General features: G+C 68.7%; 25 protein-coding genes. 15 read left to right on the forward strand and 10 right to left on the reverse strand.

The window, feature by feature from the left end:
- Nucleotides 1-208 precede the first annotated feature (208 nt).
- The 5 genes from E1832_RS19055 to E1832_RS19075 form a co-directional block, all read right to left on the reverse strand.
- Complete coding sequence (locus E1832_RS19055; protein WP_133361368.1) at nucleotides 209-1270, reverse strand: HesA/MoeB/ThiF family protein; 1062 nt, start codon at nucleotides 1268-1270, stop codon at nucleotides 209-211.
- On the reverse strand, nucleotides 1270-1725 hold the full coding sequence (gene dut, locus E1832_RS19060) for a dUTP diphosphatase (RefSeq protein ID WP_133361369.1): 456 nt from the start codon (nucleotides 1723-1725) through the stop codon (nucleotides 1270-1272). The genes E1832_RS19055 and dut overlap by 1 nt, the downstream gene beginning before the upstream one ends.
- Nucleotides 1726-1773: 48 nt before the next feature.
- Complete coding sequence (coaBC, locus tag E1832_RS19065; protein ID WP_133361370.1) at nucleotides 1774-2970, reverse strand: bifunctional phosphopantothenoylcysteine decarboxylase/phosphopantothenate--cysteine ligase CoaBC; 1197 nt, start codon at nucleotides 2968-2970, stop codon at nucleotides 1774-1776.
- A gap of 87 nt (nucleotides 2971-3057) precedes the next feature.
- Nucleotides 3058-3885 carry a ChaN family lipoprotein gene (locus E1832_RS19070; RefSeq protein ID WP_133361371.1) on the reverse strand — a complete coding sequence of 276 codons (828 nt, stop codon included), beginning with the start codon at nucleotides 3883-3885 and terminating at the stop codon, nucleotides 3058-3060.
- Nucleotides 3882-4760: an RNA polymerase factor sigma-32 gene (locus E1832_RS19075; RefSeq protein WP_133361372.1), complete on the reverse strand. Its 879-nt coding sequence runs from the start codon at nucleotides 4758-4760 to the stop codon at nucleotides 3882-3884. Before E1832_RS19075 ends, E1832_RS19070 begins: the two co-directional genes overlap by 4 nt.
- Nucleotides 4761-4859: 99 nt before the next feature.
- Here E1832_RS19075 and cobU point away from each other — a divergent pair, with 99 nt between their 5' ends.
- The 4 genes from cobU (at nucleotide 4860) to E1832_RS19095 (ending at nucleotide 8339) form a co-directional block, all read left to right on the forward strand.
- On the forward strand, nucleotides 4860-5381 hold the full coding sequence (gene cobU, locus E1832_RS19080; protein ID WP_133361373.1) for a bifunctional adenosylcobinamide kinase/adenosylcobinamide-phosphate guanylyltransferase: 522 nt from the start codon (nucleotides 4860-4862) through the stop codon (nucleotides 5379-5381).
- On the forward strand, nucleotides 5378-5956 hold the full coding sequence (locus tag E1832_RS19085) for a histidine phosphatase family protein (RefSeq protein WP_133361374.1): 579 nt from the start codon (nucleotides 5378-5380) through the stop codon (nucleotides 5954-5956). The genes cobU and E1832_RS19085 overlap by 4 nt, the downstream gene beginning before the upstream one ends.
- A gap of 59 nt (nucleotides 5957-6015) precedes the next feature.
- Nucleotides 6016-6702, forward strand: coding sequence for a glutathione S-transferase (locus E1832_RS19090; RefSeq protein WP_133361375.1), 687 nt, complete (start codon nucleotides 6016-6018; stop codon nucleotides 6700-6702).
- A 122-nt stretch (nucleotides 6703-6824) separates the two neighbouring features.
- The gene (locus tag E1832_RS19095) at nucleotides 6825-8339 is read left to right on the forward strand and encodes a YifB family Mg chelatase-like AAA ATPase (RefSeq protein WP_133361557.1); all 1515 of its coding nucleotides are present in this window, start codon (nucleotides 6825-6827) and stop codon (nucleotides 8337-8339) included.
- A gap of 21 nt (nucleotides 8340-8360) precedes the next feature.
- On the opposite strand, the gene gshB is transcribed toward E1832_RS19095, so the two are convergent.
- The 3 genes from gshB to rsmI form a co-directional block, all read right to left on the reverse strand.
- Nucleotides 8361-9296, reverse strand: coding sequence for a glutathione synthase (gene gshB, locus E1832_RS19100; RefSeq protein ID WP_133361376.1), 936 nt, complete (start codon nucleotides 9294-9296; stop codon nucleotides 8361-8363).
- 102 nt (nucleotides 9297-9398) lie between these two features.
- The gene (locus tag E1832_RS19105; protein ID WP_133361377.1) at nucleotides 9399-9863 is read right to left on the reverse strand and encodes a YraN family protein; all 465 of its coding nucleotides are present in this window, start codon (nucleotides 9861-9863) and stop codon (nucleotides 9399-9401) included.
- Between the two features lie 4 nt (nucleotides 9864-9867).
- Entirely contained in the window at nucleotides 9868-10725 is an 858-nt protein-coding gene (rsmI, locus tag E1832_RS19110) for a 16S rRNA (cytidine(1402)-2'-O)-methyltransferase (protein WP_133361378.1), read from the reverse strand.
- 86 nt (nucleotides 10726-10811) lie between these two features.
- On the opposite strand from rsmI, the gene E1832_RS19115 reads away from it, so the two are divergent.
- From E1832_RS19115 to E1832_RS19130, 4 genes are all read left to right on the forward strand, one after another.
- Entirely contained in the window at nucleotides 10812-11990 is a 1179-nt protein-coding gene (locus E1832_RS19115) for a penicillin-binding protein activator (RefSeq protein WP_133361379.1), read from the forward strand.
- Nucleotides 11950-14793, forward strand: a complete 2844-nt coding sequence (locus E1832_RS19120; RefSeq protein ID WP_133361380.1) for a [protein-PII] uridylyltransferase — start codon at nucleotides 11950-11952, stop codon at nucleotides 14791-14793. The genes E1832_RS19115 and E1832_RS19120 overlap by 41 nt, the downstream gene beginning before the upstream one ends.
- Before the next feature lie 98 nt (nucleotides 14794-14891).
- Nucleotides 14892-16436, forward strand: a complete 1545-nt coding sequence (gene murJ / locus E1832_RS19125; RefSeq protein ID WP_133361381.1) for a murein biosynthesis integral membrane protein MurJ — start codon at nucleotides 14892-14894, stop codon at nucleotides 16434-16436.
- Nucleotides 16437-16519: 83 nt separating this feature from the next.
- Nucleotides 16520-16711 (forward strand): YgaP family membrane protein, encoded by a 192-nt coding sequence (locus E1832_RS19130; protein WP_133361382.1) that lies wholly within the window; start codon nucleotides 16520-16522, stop codon nucleotides 16709-16711.
- 123 nt (nucleotides 16712-16834) lie between these two features.
- Here E1832_RS19130 and E1832_RS19135 read toward each other — a convergent pair whose 3' ends face one another.
- A complete protein-coding gene (locus tag E1832_RS19135) occupies nucleotides 16835-17521 on the reverse strand; it encodes a rhomboid family intramembrane serine protease (RefSeq protein WP_133361383.1) in 687 nt (228 codons plus the stop codon).
- Between the two features lie 103 nt (nucleotides 17522-17624).
- Here E1832_RS19135 and trpS point away from each other — a divergent pair, with 103 nt between their 5' ends.
- Nucleotides 17625-18653 (forward strand): tryptophan--tRNA ligase, encoded by a 1029-nt coding sequence (trpS, locus tag E1832_RS19140; RefSeq protein WP_133361384.1) that lies wholly within the window; start codon nucleotides 17625-17627, stop codon nucleotides 18651-18653.
- Between the two features lie 80 nt (nucleotides 18654-18733).
- Here the strand turns inward: trpS and E1832_RS19145 are convergent, their stop codons facing one another.
- Complete coding sequence (locus tag E1832_RS19145) at nucleotides 18734-19783, reverse strand: Leu/Phe/Val dehydrogenase (RefSeq protein WP_133361385.1); 1050 nt, start codon at nucleotides 19781-19783, stop codon at nucleotides 18734-18736.
- Nucleotides 19784-19914: 131 nt separating this feature from the next.
- On the opposite strand from E1832_RS19145, the gene E1832_RS19150 reads away from it, so the two are divergent.
- The 6 genes from E1832_RS19150 to E1832_RS19175 all read left to right on the forward strand — a co-directional run bounded on the left by E1832_RS19150 (nucleotide 19915) and on the right by E1832_RS19175 (nucleotide 23663).
- Nucleotides 19915-20379 (forward strand): Lrp/AsnC family transcriptional regulator, encoded by a 465-nt coding sequence (locus E1832_RS19150; protein WP_133361386.1) that lies wholly within the window; start codon nucleotides 19915-19917, stop codon nucleotides 20377-20379.
- A gap of 101 nt (nucleotides 20380-20480) precedes the next feature.
- Nucleotides 20481-21344: a branched-chain amino acid aminotransferase gene (locus E1832_RS19155; RefSeq protein ID WP_133361387.1), complete on the forward strand. Its 864-nt coding sequence runs from the start codon at nucleotides 20481-20483 to the stop codon at nucleotides 21342-21344.
- A 70-nt stretch (nucleotides 21345-21414) separates the two neighbouring features.
- Nucleotides 21415-21870 carry a universal stress protein gene (locus E1832_RS19160; RefSeq protein ID WP_133361388.1) on the forward strand — a complete coding sequence of 152 codons (456 nt, stop codon included), beginning with the start codon at nucleotides 21415-21417 and terminating at the stop codon, nucleotides 21868-21870.
- Between the two features lie 95 nt (nucleotides 21871-21965).
- Nucleotides 21966-22526, forward strand: a complete 561-nt coding sequence (locus tag E1832_RS19165; protein ID WP_133361389.1) for a NifU family protein — start codon at nucleotides 21966-21968, stop codon at nucleotides 22524-22526.
- Nucleotides 22527-22546: 20 nt separating this feature from the next.
- On the forward strand, nucleotides 22547-23206 hold the full coding sequence (gene tsaB / locus E1832_RS19170; RefSeq protein WP_133361390.1) for a tRNA (adenosine(37)-N6)-threonylcarbamoyltransferase complex dimerization subunit type 1 TsaB: 660 nt from the start codon (nucleotides 22547-22549) through the stop codon (nucleotides 23204-23206).
- Nucleotides 23207-23216: 10 nt separating this feature from the next.
- Nucleotides 23217-23663, forward strand: a complete 447-nt coding sequence (locus E1832_RS19175) for a GNAT family N-acetyltransferase (protein WP_245514051.1) — start codon at nucleotides 23217-23219, stop codon at nucleotides 23661-23663.
- Nucleotides 23664-23743: the final 80 nt, after the last annotated feature.

A 23743-nucleotide genomic window follows, 5' to 3' on the forward strand; every position in this document is an offset into this window, starting at 1 on the left:
TTTGCAAGCTATGCAGTGTGCGGGGAATGTCTAGGGGCGGTTATGACCCTTGCGATTGCTTCAGCAGAAATCCGTGTTTCAGAAGAAATCCCGGCGCGGTCTCAAGGCCGAAGGCCGCCGGGCAAGTGCCGGTCCGTGGGGGCGGTCCGGCGCTTGCGCGGCCTGTTCTGTGGGGCAGCCGGTGAAGCGGCGCAGCCCAATCGCCTCTCTACGATTGCGCGACGATCCCGCCACAAACCGGGCAGTCCGCGCGCCGTTTCAGCGCGAATTTGCGCGTCTCGCCATAAAGCGCGTCATAGATCAGCATCTGGCCGCGCAGCGGTGCGCCGGCATCGGCGATGACCTTGACCGCCTCGACCGCCATCATCGCGCCCACCACGCCGGGCAGCGGCGCGATCACCCCCGCCTCGGCGCAGGAGGGGGCAAGGCCGGGCGCCGGCGCCTGCGGAAAGATGCACTGGTAACAGGGCGCGCCCCGGGCCGGGTCAAAGACGCTCACCTGCCCCTCCCACTGCGCCAGCGCGCCGGAGATCAGCGGCTTGCCCTGTGCCACGGCGGTGCGGTTGGCGAGGTAGCGGGAGGCGAAATTGTCGGTGCCGTCGAGGATCACATCGTAGTCGGCGAAAAGCTCGCCGGCGATCTCCTCGTCCAGCCTGCGGTGATAGGGGCGGATGGCGACATGGGGGTTGAGCGCGCGGATCGCGAGCTCGGCCGAGAACACCTTTGGCGTGCCGATCCGCGCCTCGGTGTGGATCACCTGCCGCTGCAGGTTGGAGCCGTCGACCGCGTCATCGTCGATCACCCCGATGGTGCCGACCCCGGCGGCCGCGAGATAGAGCAGCGCCGGCGAGCCGAGCCCCCCCGCCCCGATCACCAGGACCCGCGCCTGTTTCAACCGCTTCTGCCCCGGCCCGCCCAGCTCGCGCAGCACGATGTGGCGGGCATAGCGGTTCAGCTCGGCCTCGGAGAAGGTGCCCGGTTTTGGCGCCGGCGTGGCCTGTGTCTCTCGCCTGGCCCCGGCCCGACGCTTCAGCGCGCGCACGCCCCGGCCATAGACCAGCGCGATCAGCGCCGCGCCGCCCAGCATCAGCCAGAGCGCCGGGGATTTCCCGGTCGCCAGCCGCAGCGCGTGCCCCTCGGGCAAAACCAGATGCAGCGCGATAACCGCGAGATAAAGCAGCCCGACCATCGCCCAGCGCAGCCGATGCGGCAGCCCGGCGGCCCAGCCGATGGCCCAGAGCGCGGCAGCCAGAACCAGAACCAGCAGCATCAGCGCCGCCCCGTCGAGCCAAAACCGCCGGCGCCGCGCGCGGTCTCGGACAGATCGCCGGCCAGCTCAAAGCGCGCCTGCACCACCGGGGCCACGACCATCTGGGCGATGCGGTCGCCGTGGGCGATGCGAAACGGCTCGCTTCCTGCGTTCATCACGATCACCCCCAGCGGGCCGCGATAATCGCTGTCGATGGTGCCGGGGCTGTTGGGCAGGGTGATCCCGTGTTTCAGCGCCAGGCCCGAGCGCGGTCGGATCTGCACCTCGTAGCCGTCCGGGATCTCGATCCTCAGACCCGTGGGCACCAATGCCCGCGCCCCCGGCGCCAGCTCGATCCCGCCCCGGTCGGGAAAATTGGCGCGCAGGTCGGCGCCCGCCGCCCCCGGCGTTTCATAGCCGGGCAGCGGCACGTCCCGGTCCGCCTCGGTGTCATGGATCACCCGGATTGCAACCATTTGCGATGGCCCCTTGTCCTGTTCTGGTTCCTGTCTGCGCCGCCCGGCCTAATCGGCCAGCGCCGCCGCGATGCGCCGCGCCAGCCGGTCGGCCACCGCCGCCTTGCCCATGCGCGGCCAGTCCTCGCTGCCCGCCTCGGTGATCAGGGTCACCGCGTTTTCGGTCCCGCCCATGATGCCGGTCGCCGGGCGCACGTCATTGGCGACGATCCAGTCGCAGCCCTTGCGCGCGCGTTTGGCGGCGGCGTTCTCGATCACGTCGTCGGTCTCGGCGGCAAACCCCACCACCAGCCGCGGGCGCCCCTCGTCCAGGTGCGACACGGTTTTCAGGATGTCGGGGTTCTCGGCGAACTCCAGCACCGGCATGCCATCGCGGCTTTTCTTCAGCTTGCGGTCAGAGGCGCTGGCGACGCGCCAGTCGGCCACTGCGGCGGCAAAGACGCCCGCGTCAGCAGGCAGCGCCGCCACGACAGCCGCCAGCATCTGCTGCGCGGTCTCCACCGCCACCACCTCGACCCCCTGCGGCGGCGGCACATCGGCCGGGCCGGTGACAAAGACCACCTGCGCGCCCAGGGCGGCCAGCGCCGCGGCGATCGCCGTGCCCTGCGCGCCGGAGGAGCGGTTGGCGATATAGCGCACCGGGTCGATCGGCTCATGGGTCGGCCCCGAGGTCACGACGATGCGCTTTCCCGCCAGCGGCCCGCCGGAAAGCTGCCCCTCGATTGCCGCGACGATCTCGGCGGGTTCGGCCATGCGGCCGGGGCCGAACTCGCCGCAGGCCATCGCGCCGTCATTCGGCCCGACGACGGCGATCCTGTCCTGGACCAGCTGCGACAGGTTGCGCCGGGTCGCCGGATGCTCCCACATCCGGACATTCATCGCCGGGGCCAGCAGCACCGGGGTATCGGTCGCCAGAAGCAGGGTCGAGGCCAGATCGTCGGCAAGCCCGGCCGCCATCTTGGCCATCAGGTCGGCCGTCGCCGGGGCCACCACCACCAGATCGGCGCTGCGCGAAAGCTGGATATGCCCCATCTCGGCCTCGTCGGTGAGATCGAAGAGATCGCGGTAAACCCTGTTGCCCGCCAGCGCCGAGACCGACAGCGGCGTGACGAACTGCTCGCCGCCCCGGGTCAGCACCGGGGTCACCTGCGCGCCCTGATCCTGCAACCGGCGGATCAGATCCAGCGACTTGTAGGCGGCGATGCCGCCGCCGATGATCAGCAGAATGCGCCTGTTCGCCAGCATCCCTCGTCTCCCGTTCCGCGCCGGACCGTCCGGCCGCGCCCAAGCCTAGGCAAGCGCGGCCCGATCCGCCAGAGGAGATTGCGCGGCTCAGCCGCCCTTGGTGAAGGCAGCGCAGGGATCGGGGCGCTCGGTCACGGGGCCGTCCAGCACCGCGTCGAACGCGCCCGCGATCTGCCCCGCCTCGGACTGGCCGAGGCTATAGAGCGAAACGTCCGGCGCAGCCCGGCGCAGATAGACCGGCACGCCGCGATCGGCGCGGGCATGACCGTTGCCGGTGATCACCACCACCGGCCCGCCGGTCTCGTCCAGCGCCCGCAACACCGCCCGCGCCAGCACGGCGTCGCGCAGCCGCTGGATCGCGACCAGCATCGGCAGCATCTCTGCGGGCATGGCGTTGCAATGGTTTTCCATCTGATCGGCCTCGCGCGCGGCCTGTTCGGCGGCCCCCAGCGGCACGGTCAGGCCGAACCGCGCGGCCTCTGCGCCAAAGGCTGCCGCGGCGCCGGTTTCCATCGCCTCGCGCGCGGCGCTGCGCGGCACCAGCGCGCCGTATTGCGACGCCCCCGCCGCCGCCCGGAACACCGGCAGATAGAGCTGCAGCGGCGGCCAGCCGGAGGTTTCCCAATCAGTCGCCGCCGCCAGCGCCGCCGGATCGCCGATCACCGCCGCGTCCAGTCTTGCCGCCGCCTCGGCGGTCAGCATTTCCCAGACCACGGCCCGGGGCGCGAGCGCCGAGACCGCCTCGGCCTGGAGCCGGTGATGCGCCGGGTTGTCGTGGATCTCGCCCAGCAGCACCACATCGGCGCCCGCCATCGCCGCCAGCGCATCCGCAGGCAAAGAGGCCGCCCCGGTCGGGACGGCCCTGACACTGCTGACAATGAGCGTCAGACTCAGAACGATCAGAAATCTCGTCATACGAGGAAGTGTTGCACCTCGCGCGAGCGGGCTTCAAGGCTCTTGCGCATCTTCTGGAACGCCGCCGCCTCAAGCTGGCGCACCCGCTCTTTCGACAGGCCCAGCTCGGTTCCAAGGCTTTCCAGCGTCCTCGGCTCGTCGCGCAGCTTGCGCTCGCGCACGATCAGCCGCTCGCGGGCGTTCAGCGCCTGCATCGCCTCGACCAGCCAGTCGCGCAGCCGGGCGGTGTCATGGCTGTCCTCGACCAGTTCGGCGCTCTGGGCGCTGTCATCCTCCAGCGTGTCGATCCATTCGCGGCCGTCCTCGTCGGCCGACTGCACCGCGTTGAGCGAGAAGTCCGACCCGGCGAGCCGCCCCTCCATCATCTCGACATCGCGCAGCGGCACGCCGATCTCGGTTGCGATCATGTGATGCAGCTGGTGCCGGTCCAGAACCTCGCCCTGCGCGGCGGCCTCGCGCTCCAGCTTGGCCTGAACCCGGCGCATGTTGAAGAACAGCGATTTCTGACTGCTTGTCGAGCCGGTGCGCACCATCGACCAGTTGCGCATCACGTAATCCTGGATGCTGGCCTTGATCCACCAGACCGCATAGGTGGAAAACCGCACACCGCGATCGGGGTCGAACTTGTCGGCGGCCTTCATCAGACCGAGGCCAGCCTCCTGGATCAGGTCGTTCATCGGTGCGCCATAGCGGCGGAATTTCGACGCCATCGAGATCGCCAGCCGCATGTAGGCGGTGATCAGCCGGTGCAGCGCCGCCTCGTCACGCTGATCGCGCCAGGCATAGGCCAGCCTGAGCTCGGTCTCGGCGTCCAGCAGCTCTGCCTTCATCGCGCGGCGCGACAGCGATTTGTCGTCGGTCCAAACCTGTGCCATCTCTTCCCCCTTAACTCAGCCTAATTCGGTGCCGCATCTTGTCTGGCGGCATGATCGTGCTACGCATGCCGGTCCATGGCGGATCACAAAAGGCAAAACATGTCTTCGGGACTCATATTCATACTCGGTGGCGCGGCCTCCGGCAAATCCGAATTCGCCGAGGCGCTGGCCCTGGAATCCGGCCTGTCCGCGCATTATCTGGCCACCGGCGAGGCCCTCGACGAGGAAATGCGCCATAAGGTCAAGGCCCATCGCGCCCGTCGCGGCGCCGAATGGATCACCCACGAGGCGCCGCTCGACCCCGCGCCGGTGCTGGCCGCGCTGGATCACGATTGCGTGTGCCTGTTCGATTGCGCGACCTTCTGGCTCAGCAACCAGCTGATGCGGGACGGCGATCTGGCCGCCGCCGAGGCGCGGCTGCTGGACGCGCTGACGGATTGTCCGGCCCGGGTCATCGTCGTCTCCAACGAGGTCGGCCAGGGCATCGTGCCCGCCGATGCGCTGTCGCGCCGGTTCCGCGAGGCGCAGGGCCGGCTGAACATCGCGCTGGCCGCCCGCGCCGGTCTGGTGGTGCAGGTGGTCGCCGGCCTGCCCAACGTGCTGAAGGGGGCGTTGCCATGACCCGCCTGCATCTGGTCCGCCACGGCCCCACCCATGCCAGGGGCATGGTCGGCTGGTCCGACCTGCCCGCCGATCTGTCCGACACCGCCGCCCTCTCCCGGCTGTCGGCGCATCTGCCGGAGCGGGCGGTGGTGGTCTCGTCGGACCTGTCCCGCGCCGCCGCCACCGCCGACGCGATTCAGGGCGCGCGCCGGCGCCTGCCGCATCGCCGGGCGCTGCGCGAGATCAATTTCGGCAGTTGGGAGCTGCGCAGTTTTCGCGACATCGAGGCCGAAGACCCCGGGCGAGCCCGCGCCTATTGGGACACCCCCGGCGAGACCCGCCCCCCCGGCGGCGAAAGCTGGCATCAGGTCCGTGCCCGGGTCGACGCCGCCATCGACGCGCTGATCGCCGAACATGTCGGCGGCGATCTGATCGTGGTGGCCCATTTCGGCGTGATCGTGACCCAGATCCAGCGGGCGCTGGCGCTCGACTCCACGCAGGCCTTCGGCCACCGCATCGACAATCTGTCGGTTACCGAGATCGGCCGGGACGGCACCGTCTGGAACGTGGGCCGGATCAATCACATCCCGTGACGAAGGGCTGCACAAAACGTCGTTGGGCGCGGGGCGCGCGCCCGGTCTAGGTTGCGCCCATGACCTATGATCTTTTCCTCGGCGACCGGATGTATTCCAGCTGGTCGCTGCGCGGCTGGCTGATGCTCGAGAAATTCGGCCTCCCCTGCCGCACCCATATGGTGGGCCTCTACGGCGGCACCATGGCCCGGGATCTCGCGCCGCTGGCGCCGGCGCGGCTGGTGCCGGTGCTGCGCACGCCCGAGGGCACGGTGGTGGGCGAAACGCTGGCCATGGCCGAAACGCTCGCCGAACGGCACCCCGACGCCGGGCTCTGGCCCGGGGACGCCGCCGCCCGCGCCGCCGCCCGCTGGCTCTGCGCCGAGATGGCGACCGGCTTTGCCGCCCTGCGCGCCGACTGCCCGATGCAGTTCCAGCGCCAGTACATCGGCTTTGCCCCCTCCCCCGCGGTCCAGGCCGATCTGGCGCGGCTGGAAACCCTCTGGAGCCATGCCCGCGCCGTCTCCGGCGCCGCCGAAGGCTGGCTTTTCGGCGGCTACAGCCTGGCCGATGTGTTCTACACCCCGGTGGCGGCCCGGATCATCGGCTATGACCTGGCGGTCGGCGAGGACGCGCGCGCCTATTGCACGGCGCTGCTCTCCGACCCGGCGGTGCGGGCCTGGCGGCGGCAGGCGCAAGAGGTCACCTATGACCCCGAACCCTATGCCTGCAGCCTGGCCTCGACCGATTGGCCGATTGCCGACTGATCCCTTCCGGCCTGCCGGACTGCCCCGATCCAGCGGCGCCCCTCGCGGCGCCGTTAACCCTTTCTAAACCACGCGACCGCTAGCGATGGTCGGACAACCGTCCTCACATGGGGTCCGCACCCGTGGTCTCACGCGCCTATACCGTCGCCTTCCAGGGGGTCGAGGCCCGGCTGGTCGAGGTGCAATGCGCCGTCACCGCCGGTCTGCCCGCCTTCGCCATCGTCGGTCTGCCCGACAAGGCGGTGTCCGAGGCGCGCGACCGGGTGCGCAGCGCGCTCAGCGCGCTGGCCATCGCGCTGCCGGCCAAACGCATCACCGTCAACCTCTCGCCTGCCGACCTGCCCAAGGAGGGCAGCCATTTCGACCTGCCGATCGCGGTGGCGCTGCTGGCCGCGCTGGGCATCATCCCCGATGACGCCGCCGAGACCGCCGTGGCGCTGGGAGAGCTGTCGCTCGACGGCTCACTGATCGCGGTGCCCGGCGCGCTGCCCGCCGCCATGGCCGCCGCCGAGGAGGGGCGCGGCCTGATCTGCCCGGCCGGCTGCGGCGCCGAGGCCGCCTGGGTCGGCGATTGCCAGGTGATCGGCGCCGACAGCCTCGGCGCGGTGATCCGCCACGCCACCGGCCAGGCTGCGATCCCGCCCGCCGAGCCGGGCGAGGTGAAAGAGGCGCCCGCCGACCGCGATCTCTGCGACGTCAAGGGCCAGGAACGCGCCAAGCGCGCGCTGGAGATCGCCGCGGCGGGCCGCCATCACCTGATGCTGGTGGGCACCCCAGGGTCGGGCAAATCCATGCTCGCCGCGCGGCTGCCCGGGTTGCTGCCGCCGCTCACCCCAGCCGAGGCGCTGGAAACCTCGATGATCCACTCGCTCTGCGGTGTGCTGGAGGAGGGCGGTATCAGCCGCACCCGGCCGTTCCGCGAGCCGCATCACACCGCCTCGATGGCCGCCATCGTCGGCGGCGGCCGCGGCGCCCGGCCGGGCGAGATCAGCCTGGCGCACAACGGCGTGCTGTTCATGGACGAGTTTCCCGAGTTTTCGCGCACCGTTCTGGAGACCCTGCGCCAGCCGATCGAGAGCGGCGAGGTGATGGTCGCCCGCGCCAATGCCCATGTCACCTATCCCTGCCGCTTTCTGCTGGTGGCCGCCGCCAACCCCTGCAAATGCGGCTATCTCTCGGACCCGGCCCGCGCCTGCGCCCGGGTGCCGCAATGCGGCGCCGACTACCTCGGCCGCATATCGGGGCCGCTGATGGACCGGTTCGACCTGCGGGTCGAGGTGCCGCCGGTGGCCTTTGCCGATCTCGACCTGCCCGCCAATGGCGAAAGCTCGGCAACTGTCGCCGCCCGCGTCGCCGACGCCCGCGCGGTGCAGGCGGCTCGGTTCGCCGGCCACCCGCAGGCCCGCCAGAACGCCGACGCCGAGGGCCGTCTGCTGCAAGAGATCGCCGCGCCGGATGCCGAGGGTCGCGCGCTGCTCATCAGGGCGGCGGAGCGCTTTGGCCTCTCGGCGCGCGGCTATCACCGCATCCTGCGCGTGGCCCGCACCATTGCCGATCTCGACGGGGACGACAGCGTCCGCCGCCCGCACCTGGCCGAGGCGCTCAGCTTTCGTCTGACGGCGGCAATCCCCGCCTGATCCGGCCCGCCGCCGAACCGCTCACCGCACCCGCGCTTCGACCGCCTCCCAAATCATTTCGGCGACGTTGATGCCGTCGAAACGCTCCAGTTCCTGAATGCCGGTGGGCGAGGTCACGTTGATCTCGGTCAGGTAGTCGCCGATCACGTCGATGCCGACAAACACCTGGCCCTTTTCTTTCAGCAGCGGACCGATGGCGGCGCAGATCTCCAGATCGCGCGCGGTCAGCCCGATCTTCTCGGGCCGACCGCCCACATGCATGTTCGAGCGCGTCTCGCCCGCCGCCGGCACCCGGTTGATCGCGCCCACCGGCGCGCCGTCGACCAGGATCACCCGCTTGTCGCCATTGCTGACATCCGGCAGGAACTTCTGCACGATCAGCGGCTCGCGGCTGAACCCGGTAAAGAGCTCATGCAGCGAACTCAGGTTGCGGTCATTGGCGTCCAGCCGGAACACCCCTGCCCCGCCGTTGCCGTAGAGCGGTTTCAGAATGATGTCGCCATGCTTCTCCTTGAACGCCCGGATGGTGAACAGGTCGCGGGCGATGGTGGTCGGCGGGGTCAGATGCGGGAAATCCAGCACCAGCAGCTTTTCGGGATAGTTGCGCACCCAGAACGGATCGTTCACCACCAGCGCCTGCCCCTTCAAGCGGTCGAGCAGATGGGTCGAGGTGATGTAATGCATGTCGAAGGGCGGATCCTGGCGCAGCCAGACCACGTCCCACTCGGCCAGATCGACCTCACGCGCCGCGCCCAGAACCGCCGGGTCGCCCGGGATCCGCTGCACCGTGAAGTCATGGCCGCGCGCGGTGATCCGCCCCTCCTGATAGGCCAGCTGGTCTGGCCCGTAGAAAAACAGCTCATGCCCCCGCGCCTGTGCCTCCTCGGCCAGCCGGAAGCTGCTGTCGGCATTGATGTCCACGGCCCCGATCGGGTCCATCTGAAAGGCGATTTTCATGGGCAGGTCCCCTGTGTGCGGCTGTCTGCGGCTGTCTGCGACGGCTTGGTCGCAAGATACATGGCCCAGCCGGCCCGGGGGATCAATGGGGGTCAGCGGCGATCAGGCGCCAAAAGCGTTCTCGACGATCTGATAGGCGCCGCGCCCGTCGACCAGCGCCACGTCGAACCGCGCCTCGGTCAGCTGACCGGCCGGCTCCCCTTCGAGAAACTCGCTGGCCGCGGTGTAGAGCCGCCGCATCTGACGCGCGCCCAGCCGCTCGGCGGCGGTGGCGAAATCCCGTGCCGATTTCACCTCGATGAAAACAACCCCCCCGCCATGGCGCGCGATCAGGTCGATCTCGCCGCCCCGTCCGCGCCAGCGCCGCCGGTCAATCGCAAACCCGCGCCGTTCGTAGTCGCGGGCGATGCGCAACTCGGCCGCCTCCCCCGACAGATAGGCCCGCAGCCCCCGGTCGCGCCGCCCCGCGACGGGTCCGGCAGAACCCGGTTGGCCCACATCCTGGCACACGTCCTGATCGGCGTCCTGATCGACCTCCTGATCGGCGTCCCGGCCGAAATCCAGCATCCCGTCACCCTTTCGACAGCTTCAGCGCAAGCTGATACACCTCGCGGCGTTTCTGCCCATGCATGCGCGCCACCAGGTCGGCGGCGTCGCGCACGGAATGATCCTCGAGCGCCGCGCGCAGATCGGACTCTATTTCGGATGCGCTAACGATCGGTAAATGTCCGCGATCCACCAGGATCACGATCTCGCCGCGCGGCGGATCCTCGGCGGCGCCCAGGGCCAGTGCCTCCAGCGTGCCGCGGCGCACCTGTTCGAATTTCTTGGTCAGCTCCCGGCAGAGCGCCGCCGCCCGTTCGCCCCCCAGCACCTCGGCCATGTCCGCCAGGCTCGCCGCCGCGCGCTTTGGCGATTCGTAAAACACCAGCGTGCCGGGGATATCGCGCAGAGCCTCCAGCCGGGCGCGCCGGGCGCTCTTGGCGTTGGGCAAAAAGCCGTCGAAAAAGAACGCGTCGGTGGGCAGCCCGGCCAGCGTCAGCGCCGTCGTCACCGCCGAGGGGCCCGGTGCGGCGGTCACCGCATATCCCGCCTCCGATGCCGCCCGGCTCAGATCGTATCCCGGATCGGCGATCAGCGGCATGCCCGCCTCGGACGCATAGGCGACCGAACGCCCCTCGCCCAGCGCCGCCAGCAGCCTTGCCCGCGCCTGTACACCGCTGTGATCGTGATAGGCCACGATCCGCCGCCCCGCCAACGGCACACCGTGGATTTCCATCAGCCGGCGCAGGCTGCGGGTGTCCTCGGCCGCGATCACATCGGCCGAGGACAGGATGTCCAGCGCCCTCAGCGTGATGTCCCGCGCCGTCCCGATCGGCGTGGCGACGAAATACAGCCCGGCGGACAAACTGACTTTTTGGTGATTCACGCTGGACCCGACCTTTCAGACGTTTATGATCCAAGGCCGATTGCCACAGCACATCCATTCCGCCGGATCAGGGAGTTCGTTACGCCATGTTTGCCGTTTTAACCACCGCCCGCAAGGCGGCGCTGGCCGTTCTTGCCCTGACCGCGGCCGCGCTGCTGGCGGCCTGCGACACCAATATCGCCGGTGGCGGCGGCGGGCCGATGATCAACACCTCCAAACCGGTCCCGGTCGCGCTGCTGGTGCCGCAAGGCTCGGGCAACAGCGGCGATGCGGTGCTGGCGCAAAGCCTCGAGAACGCCGCGCGCCTGGCCATCGCCGATCTGAAGAACGTGCAGATCGACCTGCGCGTCTACGACACCAGGGGCGAGGCCACCACCGCCGCCGCCGTCGCCTCGCAGGCGGTGAGCGAAGGCGCGCGCCTCATCCTCGGCCCGGTCTATGCCGAGGCCGCCAACGCCGCCGGGCTCGCGGTGGCGGGGCGCCAGATCAACGTGCTGTCGTTTTCCAACAACCCGACCATCGCCGGCGGCAACGTCTTCGTGCTCGGCCCCACCTTCGAGAATACCGCGCGGCGTCTGGCCGGCTTTGCCGCCCGCCAGGGCAAGGGCAATATCCTGATCGTGCACGGCACCGACGTGTCGGGCCAGCTCGGGCGCAATGCGATCCGCGCCGCGCTGGCCGAGACCGGCGCGCAGGAGGCCGGCGCCGTCGCCCACGAGCTGTCGCAGCAGGGCGTGATCAACGCGGTGCCCGCGATCCGCGACGCGGTCCAGAACCAGGGCGCCGACGCGGTCTTTTTCACCGCCACGACCGCCGGGGCGCTGCCGCTGCTGTCGCAACTGCTGCCCGAAGCCGGCGTGGCGCCGCAGACCACGCAGTACATCGGCCTCACGCGCTGGGACATCCCGGCCCAGACCCTCTCCCTGCCCGGCGTTCAGGGCGGCTGGTTCGCGCTGCCCGATCCGGTGCTGACGGCCCAGTTCCGCGACCGCTATGCCCATGCCTACGGCGGCCCGCCGCATCCGATCGGCGGTCTGGCCTATGACGGCATCGCGGCGATCGGCGCGCTGGTGGGCGCCGGCAAATCGGACGCGCTGACCGGGGCCGCGCTGACCCAGAATGCCGGTTTCAAGGGCGTCGGCGGCATCTTCCGGCTGCGCCCGGACGGCACCAATGAGCGCGGCCTCGCTGTGGCCGCGATCCAGAACAAACAGGTGGTTGTGATTGACCCTGCCCCGACCAGCTTCTCCGGCGCCGGCTTCTGATCCGGCCCCGGGCGCGCCCGCCCTCGCGGACAACATCCTGCCGGTTCCCTCCGGACAGCTGATCTGTGCGCCACAGGTCATCTTCGATGCCGCCGCCGTGCGGGCGCGGATCGACGCCGCTGCCGCGGCCAGCCCCGAGCCGGCCGCGCTGCGGGCCGAGGTGGTGAACGTCCTGCGCACCGCGCAGGAGACCGGACGCGCCGCCATCGCAGCGGCCTTTGCCGAACAGCCCTTCGCGGCGCGGCCGCTGACCCGCTCCTATACCTACCTGACCGACGGGCTGGTGACCGCGGCGCTGCATCTGGCCACCGCCTATCTGCATCCGCTGCCCAACCCGACGCTGGCCGAACGTATCGCGGTGATCGCCGTCGGCGGCTATGGCCGCGGCGAAATGGCCCCCTATTCCGACGTCGATCTGCTGTTCCTGACCCCCTACAAGATCACCGCCTGGGCCGAGAGCGTGATCGAATCCATGCTCTACACCCTGTGGGACATCAAGCTGAAGGTCGGCCATGCCAGCCGCACCATCCGCGATTGCATCCGCCTGGGGCAGGAGGATTTCACGATTCGCACCGCGATGCTGGAGCATCGCTTTCTCGCCGGTCACGCGCCGCTGGCCAGCGAGTTCGAGACCCGGCTGCGGAACGAGCTGTTCTCGGAGGGCGCGCGCGCCTTCATCGAGGCCAAGCTCTCCGAGCGCGAGGCGCGCCACCGCAAACAGGGCGAACGCTATGTGGTCGAGCCCAACGTCAAGGAGGGCAAGGGCGGGCTGCGCGACCTGCAATCGCTGTTCTGGATCGCCAAGTACATCCACAGCGTGCAGGACGCCGCCGAACTGGTGCCGCTGGGGGTGTTCCGGCCCGACGAATTCGACCGTTTCGTCCAGGCCGAGGACTTTCTCTGGGCGGTGCGGGCGCATATGCACCTGATCACCGGGCGGCCGACCGAGCAGCTCACCTTCGATCTGCAGGTCGAGGTGGCCGAGCGCATGGGCTATCGCGACCGCGCCGGACGCCGCGGCGTCGAGATCTTCATGCAGCGCTACTTCCGCGAAGCCACCGCGGTGGGCGATCTGACCCGGATCTTCCTGACCAAGCTGGAGGCGATCCACCTCAAGAACGAACCGCTGCTGGAGCGGATCTTTCGCCGCCGCCCGCGTGTCCGCGCCGGCTATGAGGTGATCAACAACCGCCTGGCCATCGCCGATCCCGGGGCGTTTCTGGCCGACAAGGTGAACCTGCTGCGGCTGTTCGAGGAGGGGCTGCGCACCGGCATGCTGATCCACCCCGACGCGATGCGCCTGGTCACCGCCAATCTGCACCTGATCGACGACGGGATGCGCACCGACAAGGAGGCGCGCCGCATCTTCCTCGACCTGATGCTCCGGCACGGCAACCCCGAACGCGCGCTGCGCCGGATGAACGAGCTTGGCGTGCTCGCCGCCTTCATCCCGGAATTCGAGCCGATCGTGGCGATGATGCAGTTCAACATGTATCACAGCTACACGGTTGACGAACATATCATCCAATGCATCGCGCAACTGGCCAAACTGGAAAAGGGCGAGTTGACCGAGGCCCTGCCGATCGCCTCCAACATCCTCGAACGCGGGGTCAACCGGCGCGTGCTTTATGTGGCGCTGCTGCTGCATGACATCGCCAAGGGCCGGCCCGAGGATCACTCGATCCTCGGCGCCAGGATCGCCCGCGAAGTTGCGCCCCGGCTGGGCCTGAACAAGAGCGAAAGCGAAACCGTGGAATGGCTGGTGCGCTATCACCTGCTGATGTCGGACATGGCGCAGAAACGCGACATCGCCGACCCGCGCACGGTGCGCGATTTCGCCAAGGCGGTGCAGACGGTCAAGCGGCTGGACCTGCTGACGGTTATGACGGTCTGCGACATCCGCGGCGTCGGCCCCACCACCTGGAACAACTGGAAGGCGGCGCTGATCCGCGCGCTGTATCGCCAGACCCGCCGCGCGCTGGAGACGGGGATGGAGGATCTGACCCGCGAAAACCGCGGCGCCGAGGCCAAGAAGGCCCTGCGCGACGCCCTGCCCGACTGGCCCAAACCCGTGCTCAAGACCGAGACCGGGCGCCATTACCCGCCCTACTGGCAGGGGCTGCATCTTACCGCGCATGTTGATTTCGCCGAGATGCTGCGCGCGCTCGAGGACAAGGACGACCCGGCCGAGATCGTGATCCGCCTCTATCCCGACGAGGACCGCGACGCCACCCGCGCCTGTTTCGTGATGGTGGACCATCCCGGCATCTTCGCCCGCATCGCCGGTGCGCTGGCGCTGGTGGGGGCCAATGTGGTCGATGCGCGCAGCTATACCACCAAGGACGGCTACGTCACCGATGCCTTCTGGGTTCAGGATGCCGACGGCCACCCGTTCGAGGCCGCCCGCCTGCCGCGCCTGACCCAGATGATCCACAAGACCCTCAAGGGCGAGGTGGTCGCGCGCGATGCGCTGAAGACCCGCGACAAGATCCGCAAGCGCGAGCGGGCCTTCAACGTGCCGACCCATATCACCTTCGACAACGACGGCTCGGACATCTACACCATCATCGAGGTCGACACCCGCGACCGTCCCGGCCTGCTCTACGATCTGGCCCGGGCGCTGGCCTCGGCCAATGTCTATATCGCCAACGCGGTGATCGCGACCTATGGCGAGCAGGTGGTCGATACCTTCTACGTCAAGGACATGTTCGGGCTGAAATACCACTCCAAGGCCAAGCAGAAGTCGCTCGAGGCCAAGTTGCGGCAGGCCATCGCCGAGGGGGCCGAACGCGCCGGAACCTAGGCATACGCCCCTTCCCCCGGCGCCCCCGGGCGGCTAAAGCTGGGCCGAGCAGTGAACAAGGCGGCCCCGCGCCGGGCCCCGGTTAGGACGAGGGCCCTATGAAACCGATCCGCCTGATGGCCGGGTTCTTCACCGTCGGCGTCTGGACGCTGGCCAGCCGCGTACTGGGCTTTGTCCGCGACGCGATGATCCTGGCGCTGCTGGGCACCGGCCCGCTCTACGAGGCCTATGTGGTGGCGTTCCGGCTGCCCAACATGTTCCGCCGCTTCTTCGCCGAGGGCGCCTTCAACATGGCCTTCGTTCCGATGTTCTCGAAACGCTTCGAGACCGAGGAACATCCCCAAACCTTCGCCGAGGACGCCCTGAGCGGGCTGGCCTCGGTGCTGATCCTTCTGACCCTGATCGCCCAGGCGGCGATGCCCTGGCTGATCTTCGCCATGGCCAGCGGCTTTTCCGGCCAGGAACAGTTCGAGCTGTCGGCGGAGTTCGGGCGCATCGCCTTTCCTTATATCCTGTTCATCTCGCTGGCGGCGCTGTTCTCGGGCATCCTCAACGCCACCGGCCGCTTTGCCGCCGCGGCGGCGGCCCCGGTGCTGCTGAACGTGATCCTGGTTTCGGCGATGGCGGCGGCGCACTGGCTGGGCGGCGACGTCGCGCGCACGCTGATCTGGGCGATCCCGGTGGCGGGTGTGGCGCAGCTGGCGCTGGTCTGGCGGGCCTCGGCAAAGGCGGGATTTGCCCTGCGCCCGCGCCGCCCGCGCTGGACGCCCGAGCTGGCCCAACTGGTGCGCGTCGCGGTGCCCGCCGCGCTGGCGGGCGGGGTGGTCCAGGTGAACCTGCTGGTCGGCCAGCAAGTGGCCAGCTATTTCGACCGCGCGGTGGGCTGGCTCTATGCCGCCGACCGGCTCTATCAGTTGCCCCTCGGCGTCGTCGGCATCGCCATCGGCGTGGTGCTGCTGCCCGACCTCTCGCGCCGGCTGGCGGCAAAGGACGACGGCGGCGGGCGCCATGCGTTTTCCCGCGCCGGCGAGGTGTCGCTGGCGCTGACCATCCCCTCTGCGGTGGCGTTGGTGGTGATTCCGCTGCCGCTGGTCTCGGTGCTGTTCCAGCGCGGCGAGACCACGGCCGCCGACAGCGCCGCCATCGCCCAGGCTGTGGCGATCTATGGCCTCGGCCTGCCCGCCTTCGTGCTGCAAAAGATCCTGCAACCGCTGTTCTTCGCCCGCGAGGACACCACGACACCGTTCCACTACGCGCTGGCGGCGATGGCGCTGAACGCCGCCGCCGCGATCGGGCTGTCGCCGCTGCTGGGCTGGATCGCCCCGGCGGTGGCCACCACTGCGGCGGGCTGGGCGATGGTGCTGCTGCTGGCGCGCGGCGGCCGGCGGTTCGGCGATGTCGCCCGCTTCGACGCCCGCTTTCGCACCCGCATCTGGCGCATCTGCCTGGCCTCTGCGGTGATGGGCGTGTGCCTCTGGGTTGCTGCCCGGGCGCTGGATGCGGCGCTCAACACCGGCGGTCTGCGCTATCTGGCGCTGGCCGGGCTGGTCGGGCTGGGGATCGTGGTCTATTTTGGCACCGCCCATGTGATCGGCGCGGTACGCCTGTCGGAATTCGCCCGCGCCCTGCGCCGCAAGGGCTGAGGCCAGCGACGACGGCCGGGACGGCGGGGCGATTTCCCGCTATCATCCCGGCATCTTTGGCTGATTCTCGGAAGGAATATGTCATGCTGCGCAACGAAGGCACCATCGACCGCGCCCTGCGCGTCATCGTCGGGCTGGTCCTGCTGTCGCTGATCTTTATCGGACCCAAGACCATGTGGGGTCTGGTCGGGCTGATCCCGTTGCTGACCGGTCTGGCGGGTCATTGCCCGCTGTACAAGGTGCTGGGCCTCAGCACCTGCCCGATGAAGAAATAGAGCCGCTCCAATAGAACAAGGGGCCGCGCCTGCCAATCAGGGCGCGCGCCCTGAACCAACCGGCCGCCCGGCAGCAACGCCGGGCGGCCCCTCAATCCGAATGAATGCCTGCCGTCAGCGGCGTCACTCGTGGCGGATCTTCCCGCGCATCCGCGCCCAGCCGCCGGGCGAGACAAAGAACGACAGCACGAACCCGGTGGCAAAGCCGCCCAGATCGGCGACCCAATCGGCGCTGGCGCCGAAGATCAGGCCGAACACCAGCTGGATGCCCATCAGCATCGCGATCAGCGAAAACGCGCGGGACTGGTTCGCCCCCACCGCGCCCAGCCGCCGCCAGAGGATAAAGGTGAACGCCCCGATCAGCCCGTAGACCGCCGGGAACCCGCCGATCAGCCAGGCCGGATCATTCAGCAACGCCGCATAGGCCAGCGCACCACCCACTGCCGAAACCACGAAGATCGCCAGCATCGCCAGGCTGCCGAAGATCTCGGCCACCATCTTGCCCATGGCCAGAACGAACACGCCGACGAACAATGACTGGGTAAACGATCCGTGCACGAACGGGTAGGACACAAACCGGATCAGATGCGCGACCGGCCAGGTCCCGGTCAGCCACATCCAGTCGAATATCTCGCCCGAGAACCCATAACTCTGCAACGCCGACAGCCGCCATCCCACCGCCGCCGGTCCGCCCACAAGTCCCCGCGCGCCAAGGAAAAACGCCACCTCGATACCCATGATCACCAGAAACAGCGCCGCCACCACCGGCGGCAGCGGATTGACCGCCCCGTTATGCGGCTCTTGCTTCATGGTCCGATCTCCTCGCGCGCCTGACTGCCGGCGCCTGTTGACGCCACCTGGAGGCATGGGTAAGCGACACAGGTCCATTTATCCAGACGGGAGTTGTCGCAAGATGACCGAGACCACGTTCACGCCGCGGGTGTTTTCCGGGATCCAGCCCTCGGGCAACCTGCACCTGGGCAACTATCTCGGCGCGCTCAAGCGGTTCGCCGCCGCGCAGAACGAGGGCATCGAGTCGATTTATTGCATGGTCGACCTGCACGCGATCACCGTCTGGCAGGATCCGGCCGATCTGCGCCGCGCCACGCGCGAGCTCTGCGCCGGCTTCATCGCCTCCGGCCTCGACCCGGAAAAGTCGATCCTGATCAACCAGAGCCAGGTGCCCGAACACGCCCAGCTTGCCTGGATCTTCAACTGCGTCGCGCGCATGGGCTGGATGCAGCGCATGACCCAGTGGAAAGACAAGGCCGGCAAGAACGCGCAGAACGCCTCGCTCGGGCTGTTCGCCTACCCCTCGCTGATGGCCGCCGACATCCTGATCTATCACGCCACCCATGTGCCGGTGGGCGAGGATCAGAAACAGCACCTGGAACTGACCCGCGACATCGCCGCCAAGTTCAACCACGACTACGGCGTCGATTTCTTCCCGCTGACCGAGCCGGTGATCGAAGGTGCCGCGACCCGGGTGATGTCGCTGCGCGACGGCTCGAAAAAGATGTCGAAATCCGATCCCTCGGATGCCTCCCGGATCAATATGACCGACGATGCCGACACCATCGCCAAGAAGATCCGCAAGGCCAAGACCGACCCCGAGCCGCTGCCCGACAATACCGATGAGCTGGACGAGCGCCCCGAGGCCCGCAACCTGGTCAATATCTACGCCGCGCTGGCCGATATGCCGGTGGAACAGGTGATCGCCGATCACGCCGGCCAGAACTTCGCCACCTTCAAGCCCTCGCTGGCCGATCTGGCGGTGGCCAAGCTGGCCCCGATCGCCGAGGAGATGAGCCGCCTGATGGGCGAGCAGGACGAGATCGACCGCATCCTGACCCGCGGCGCCGAACGCGCCCGCGCGATCACCGCGCCGATCCTGCGCCAGACCTATGACATCGTCGGATTGGTGCCGCCGGTCGAGCTTTGATCGCGCCCTTCTGACCACAAGAACCACGGCCCGGACGTTTCCCACGTTCCGGGCCGTTTTCTGTACGGGTTGCGCGCCGCTCAGGCCGCTTTGCGCGACAGCCGCTCGGCTGCGATCCCCTCGGCCACCTCATTCGGGCTGACCCCCAGCGCCGCCGCCCGGGTCAGGATCCGGTCCAGCGTCGCATCCAGCGCGGCGAGCTTCTCCGCCACCCAGGCCTCGCCCCCGGAGATCCGCAGGATCTCGGTCGCCACATTGATGATGCCGCCGCCATTGGCCACGAAATCCGGCGCGTAGAGAATGCCGCGGTCCTGCAACCGCCGCCCGTCCTGCGCCGTGGCCAGCTGGTTGTTCGCGCCCCCGGCCACCGCCTGCACGCGCAGCCCGGGAATGGTGGTCTCGTTCAGGATCGCCCCGATGGCGCAGGGGGCGAGGATATCCGCCTCCACCCCCAGGATCGCTTCGGGCGCCACAGCCTGCGCGCCGAACCGCTCCTGCGCCTCGCGCACCGCCGCCTCATGGATATCCGCCACGGTCAGCGACGCCCCGGCCCCGTACAGCAGCGCGCACAGGTGCAGCCCCACATGGCCCAGCCCCTGCACCGCCAACCGGCGGCCGCCGAGATCGGGCGTGCCGAACCGGTGCCGCGCGGTGGTGCGGATCGCGTTGAAGATGCCCCGCGCGGTGATCGGTGACGGATCGCCGCTGGCAAACGGGCCATTGGGCAGACCGGCGACATAGGTGGTCTCCTGCCCGATCCGGGTCATGTCGGCGGGGGTCATCCCCATGTCCTCGGCGGTCCAGTAGCGCCCGCCCAGCGCCTCGACCGCGCGGCCGAAGGCAGCCAGCAGCGCCGGGCTCTTTTCGCGGGCCGGATCGCCGAGGATCACCGCCTTGCCGCCGCCCAGCGGCAGGCCCGCAGCGGCGTTCTTGAAGCTCATGCCCCGCGACAGTCGCAGCGCATCCTCCAGCGCGGCGGCCTCATCCGCATAGGTGCGCATCCGCAGCCCGCCCGCCGCCGGCCCCAGCCGGGTGGAGTGAATGGCGATGATGCCGGCAAGGCCGCTGGCGGTGTCGCGGACCCGCACCACACGTTCATGCTCCGGCGCGGCGATCTCGGTGATTTCCATCTGATGACTCCCTGTCGTTATGTCGCGGTTCTGCCATGAGCGAGGGAGCGGTTTTCACCAAGTTTGCGCGCAAGATCAAATAATGTTAGCGATTTCCGCTAATAACGAACGTCAGATTGGAGGCTTCACCCATGGATGCCATAGACCGCAGAATCGTCCGCAGCCTCCAGCGCGACGGGCGCATGAAGATTGCCGATCTGGCCGAGGCGGTGGGCCTTTCGCCCACCCCGTGTGCGCGGCGGCTGGACAAGTTGCAGGCGGATGGCGTGATCACCGGGTTCGGCGCCCGGGTCGATGCCGAAAAGCTCGGCCTGCCCATCTCGGTCTTCGTCTCGGTCGAACTCAGCCGACAGGACCGCGCCGCCATCGACGCCTTCGAACGCGCCATCGGCGCCTGCGACGAGGTGATGGAATGCTATCTGATGACCGGCTCGCGCGATATCCTGCTGCGGGTCGTCTGCGCCGATCTGACCGCCTTTGACGCGTTTCTGGAAAACCGGCTGATGCAGATCCCCGGCATCCGCAACCTGCGCTCCAACTTCGCGCTGCGGACCATGGTGCGGCGCGCCGCGCTGCCGATGCGGGGAACCTGGTGACCCCGGCGACGCTACGCACGGTCACGCGCCCCGCGACATCAGCCCCCTAGACCTTCCCCCGGCTTCTTCCTAGTGTCCGCTCGGCAGACAAGGAGAACCCCATGGCGACCGGCACAAACATCCGCACCTATTTCAATGGCACCTGGCACAACGGCGACACCCCGATCATGAGTGCCGCCGATCACGGTGCATGGCTGGGGTCGGGGGTGTTCGACGGGGCGCGGCTGTTCGAGGGGCTGACGCCGGATCTCGACGCCCATTGCGCCCGCATCAACCGCTCGGCCAGCGCGATGATGCTGAATCCCACGGTCGATACCGATGAGATGGTCGAGATCGTGAAAGAGGGGCTCAAGTCCTATGGTCCCGACGCGGCGGTCTATATCCGCCCGATGTACTGGGGCATCAACGGAGATGAGACCGCGCTGGTGCCCCGGACCGACGAGACCGGATTTGCCATCTGTCTGGAAGAAATCCCGATGCCCCCGCCCGAGGCCGGCACCACGCTGACCCGCACCCGGTTCCGCCGTCCGGTTCTGGAAAACGCTGTCTGCAACGCCAAGGCCGGCTGTCTTTACCCCAACAACGCCCGGATGCTGGTCGAGGCCCGCTCCAAGGGCTTTGCCAATGCGCTGGTGGCCGACGCCACGGGCAATGTCGCCGAAACCGCCACCGCCAATGTGTTCATGGTCAGGGACGGCGAGGTGTTCACCCCGATCGCCAACGGCACCTTCCTCGCCGGCATCACCCGGGCGCGGCATATGAAAAACATGCGCGCCGACGGCATGACGGTGCATGAGACGGTGCTGACCTTCAGGGATTTCGAAGAGGCTGACGAGATCTTTCTCTCCGGCAATTTCAGCAAGGTGACCCCGGTGACCGCCTTTGAAGAAAATCAGTATCAGGTGGGTCCGGTGACCCGGCGCGTGCGCGAGATGTACTGGGACTGGGCGGCATCCGAGCGCTGAGGCGCGGAAAACCCCGTGCTTGCCTGCCCCCGGGCCATCGGGCATCATCCGCGTCAAGGAGAGGCCCCAAATGCGCAAATTTCTCGTCGTGCTGGATGACAGCCGCGAATGCCTGAACGCCATGCGCTTCGCCGCGATGCGCGCCGCCCATACCGGGGCCGGCGTGGCGATCCTGTCGGTGATTCCGCCGGAGGAGTTCAACCACTGGATCGGCGTCGGAGAGGTGATGCGCGAAGAGGCGCGCGAACGGATCCACGCCCATTTCGAGGTCTTCGCCAAATGGATGCGCGACAAGCAGAATGTCGATCCCGAACTGGTGATCCGCGAAGGCCAACCGGTCGATGAGATCATCGCCCAGGTTCAGGACGACCCCAGCATCGGCGTGCTGGTGCTTGGCGCGGGCACCGGTCGCAAGGGGCCGGGGCCGCTGGTCACCCAGCTGACCAAGACCGCCGGCAGCCTGCCGATCCCGATCACCATCGTGCCCGGCGATCTGAGCAAGGAAAAGCTCGAGGCGATCACCTGACCGGCCTGTCCGGGGTTTCTTAGAACCATTCCAAACCTTGACGGCCTGCCGCTGGAGTCGCATATAGGAAACAACTCAGCAAAGGTGCATGTCAGATGTTCATCCAGACCGAATCGACCCCGAACCCTGCAACGCTGAAATTTCTGCCCGGCCAGACCGTGCTCGAGGCAGGCACCGCCGATTTCGCCTCGACCGAGGCGGCGGAAAAATCGCCGCTGGCGACCCGTATCTTTTCCGTGAGCGGTGTGACCGGCGTCTTCTTCGGCAATGACTTCGTGACCGTCACCAAACGCGACGATGTCGAATGGGATCACATCAAGCCCGCCATCCTCGGCGCGGTGATGGAGCATTACCAGTCCGGCGCCCCGGTGATGGAGGGCGAGGACAGCGCCTCGGGCCATGCCGAGTTCAGTGGCGAGGATTCCGAGATCGTCGGCCAGATCAAGGAGCTGCTGGACAGTCGCGTGCGCCCCGCCGTGGCGCAGGACGGCGGCGACATCACCTTTCACGGCTTTGACCGCGGCGTGGTCTACCTGCACATGCAGGGCGCCTGCGCCGGTTGCCCGTCCTCGACCCTGACCCTGAAGATGGGGATCGAGAACCTGCTGCGCCACTACATCCCCGAAGTGATCGAGGTGCGCCCGGTCGCGGTCTGACCGGCGGACCGGCCGCCCCCATGGCGCAAGACCCCCTGATCCTGTCTTTCGACACCTCGGCCGCGCATTGCGCGGCCGCCTTGCTGTCGGGCGGAAAGATCCTTGTCACGCGCGGCGAGGACATGGGCCGTGGCCAGGCCGAACGGCTGTTTCCCCTGCTCGAAGAGCTGCTGACCGAGGCCGGCGCGCACTGGGCCGACCTCTCCGCCATCGGCGTCGGTGTCGGCCCGGGCAATTTCACCGGCATCCGCATCGCCGTCTCGGCCGCCCGCGGGCTGGCGCTGGCGCTGCCCGCCCCCGCGATCGGCGTTTCAACCTTCGAGGCGCTGCGCGAGGGCGCGCGCGCGCCGGTGCTGACCGCCGTCGCGGCGCCGCGCGGGGCGGTCTATCTGCAGGCCCCCGGCGGCGCGCCGCTGGGACCGGTGCAGCCCGAAGACTTACCCGAGGATCTGCGCGAGGATCTGCGCGACAGCGGCCTCGACGTGATCGGGGCGGAGGCCGAGGCGCTGGCGCGGCTGACCGGCGGGCGCGCCCTTTCCCCCGCCCATCCGTTGGCCGAGGCGATCGCCCGCATCGCCGCGCGCCGGATCGGAACCGACATCGCCCCGCCCAGACCGCTCTATATCCGCGCCGCCGACGCCGCCCCCTCGCGCGAGGCGCCGCCGGTGCTGCTGGACTGACGCCGGCGCGATGAGCGTCCAGCCGACCCCCGAAGAGATGGCGATGACCCACGCCGCCGCCTTCCGACAGTCCCGCCCCTGGCGGGCCGATGAGTTCGCCGCGCTGTTGTCCTTGCCGGGCACGTTTGCCCTCGGGGACAGCGCCTGTTTCGCGCTCGTCCGGGTGATCGCGGACGAGGCGGAGCTGCTGACCATCGCCACCCATCCCGATCACCGCCGTCAGGGCCGTGCGCGGACCTGCATGGCCGCCTGGATGGCCGAGGCGGCAAGGCGCGGTGCGGCGCAGGCCTTTCTCGAGGTGGCGCATGACAACGCCGCCGCGCTGGCGCTCTACGAGGCGATGGGGTTCCACCGCAGCGGTTTGCGCCGCGGATACTACCCGCGCCCGGGAGCCGTCGCCGCCGACGCCGTGCTCATGTCCTGCCGGTTGCCCTCGGGTCAGCCCGCAGAATCCTGAACCATATGGTCAAAAGCGGGTTGACCGCTCGCCTCTGCTGCGTCCTAAATTGGCGGGTCAAGATGATCGGCGCGCCGGTA

The sequence above is a fragment of the Antarcticimicrobium luteum genome (assembly GCF_004358185.1).
GTDB classification, from domain to species: domain Bacteria; phylum Pseudomonadota; class Alphaproteobacteria; order Rhodobacterales; family Rhodobacteraceae; genus Antarcticimicrobium; species Antarcticimicrobium luteum.

Bases quoted from the DNA above. Each gene is read 5' to 3' on its own strand.
- E1832_RS19055 (WP_133361368.1), bottom strand. From the start codon at position 1,270: ATGCTGCTGGTTCTGGTTCTGGCTGCCGCGCTCTGGGCCATCGGCTGG.
- dut (WP_133361369.1), bottom strand. From the start codon at position 1,725: ATGGTTGCAATCCGGGTGATCCATGACACCGAGGCGGACCGGGACGTG.
- coaBC (WP_133361370.1), bottom strand. From the start codon at position 2,970: ATGCTGGCGAACAGGCGCATTCTGCTGATCATCGGCGGCGGCATCGCC.
- E1832_RS19070 (WP_133361371.1), bottom strand. From the start codon at position 3,885: ATGACGAGATTTCTGATCGTTCTGAGTCTGACGCTCATTGTCAGCAGT.
- E1832_RS19075 (WP_133361372.1), bottom strand. From the start codon at position 4,760: ATGGCACAGGTTTGGACCGACGACAAATCGCTGTCGCGCCGCGCGATG.
- cobU (WP_133361373.1), top strand. From the start codon at position 4,860: ATGTCTTCGGGACTCATATTCATACTCGGTGGCGCGGCCTCCGGCAAA.
- E1832_RS19085 (WP_133361374.1), top strand. From the start codon at position 5,378: ATGACCCGCCTGCATCTGGTCCGCCACGGCCCCACCCATGCCAGGGGC.
- E1832_RS19090 (WP_133361375.1), top strand. From the start codon at position 6,016: ATGACCTATGATCTTTTCCTCGGCGACCGGATGTATTCCAGCTGGTCG.
- gshB (WP_133361376.1), bottom strand. From the start codon at position 9,296: ATGAAAATCGCCTTTCAGATGGACCCGATCGGGGCCGTGGACATCAAT.
- E1832_RS19105 (WP_133361377.1), bottom strand. From the start codon at position 9,863: ATGCTGGATTTCGGCCGGGACGCCGATCAGGAGGTCGATCAGGACGCC.
- E1832_RS19115 (WP_133361379.1), top strand. From the start codon at position 10,812: ATGTTTGCCGTTTTAACCACCGCCCGCAAGGCGGCGCTGGCCGTTCTT.
- murJ (WP_133361381.1), top strand. From the start codon at position 14,892: ATGAAACCGATCCGCCTGATGGCCGGGTTCTTCACCGTCGGCGTCTGG.
- E1832_RS19130 (WP_133361382.1), top strand. From the start codon at position 16,520: ATGCTGCGCAACGAAGGCACCATCGACCGCGCCCTGCGCGTCATCGTC.
- E1832_RS19135 (WP_133361383.1), bottom strand. From the start codon at position 17,521: ATGAAGCAAGAGCCGCATAACGGGGCGGTCAATCCGCTGCCGCCGGTG.
- trpS (WP_133361384.1), top strand. From the start codon at position 17,625: ATGACCGAGACCACGTTCACGCCGCGGGTGTTTTCCGGGATCCAGCCC.
- E1832_RS19145 (WP_133361385.1), bottom strand. From the start codon at position 19,783: ATGGAAATCACCGAGATCGCCGCGCCGGAGCATGAACGTGTGGTGCGG.
- E1832_RS19150 (WP_133361386.1), top strand. From the start codon at position 19,915: ATGGATGCCATAGACCGCAGAATCGTCCGCAGCCTCCAGCGCGACGGG.
- E1832_RS19155 (WP_133361387.1), top strand. From the start codon at position 20,481: ATGGCGACCGGCACAAACATCCGCACCTATTTCAATGGCACCTGGCAC.
- E1832_RS19160 (WP_133361388.1), top strand. From the start codon at position 21,415: ATGCGCAAATTTCTCGTCGTGCTGGATGACAGCCGCGAATGCCTGAAC.
- E1832_RS19165 (WP_133361389.1), top strand. From the start codon at position 21,966: ATGTTCATCCAGACCGAATCGACCCCGAACCCTGCAACGCTGAAATTT.
- tsaB (WP_133361390.1), top strand. From the start codon at position 22,547: ATGGCGCAAGACCCCCTGATCCTGTCTTTCGACACCTCGGCCGCGCAT.
- E1832_RS19175 (WP_245514051.1), top strand. From the start codon at position 23,217: ATGAGCGTCCAGCCGACCCCCGAAGAGATGGCGATGACCCACGCCGCC.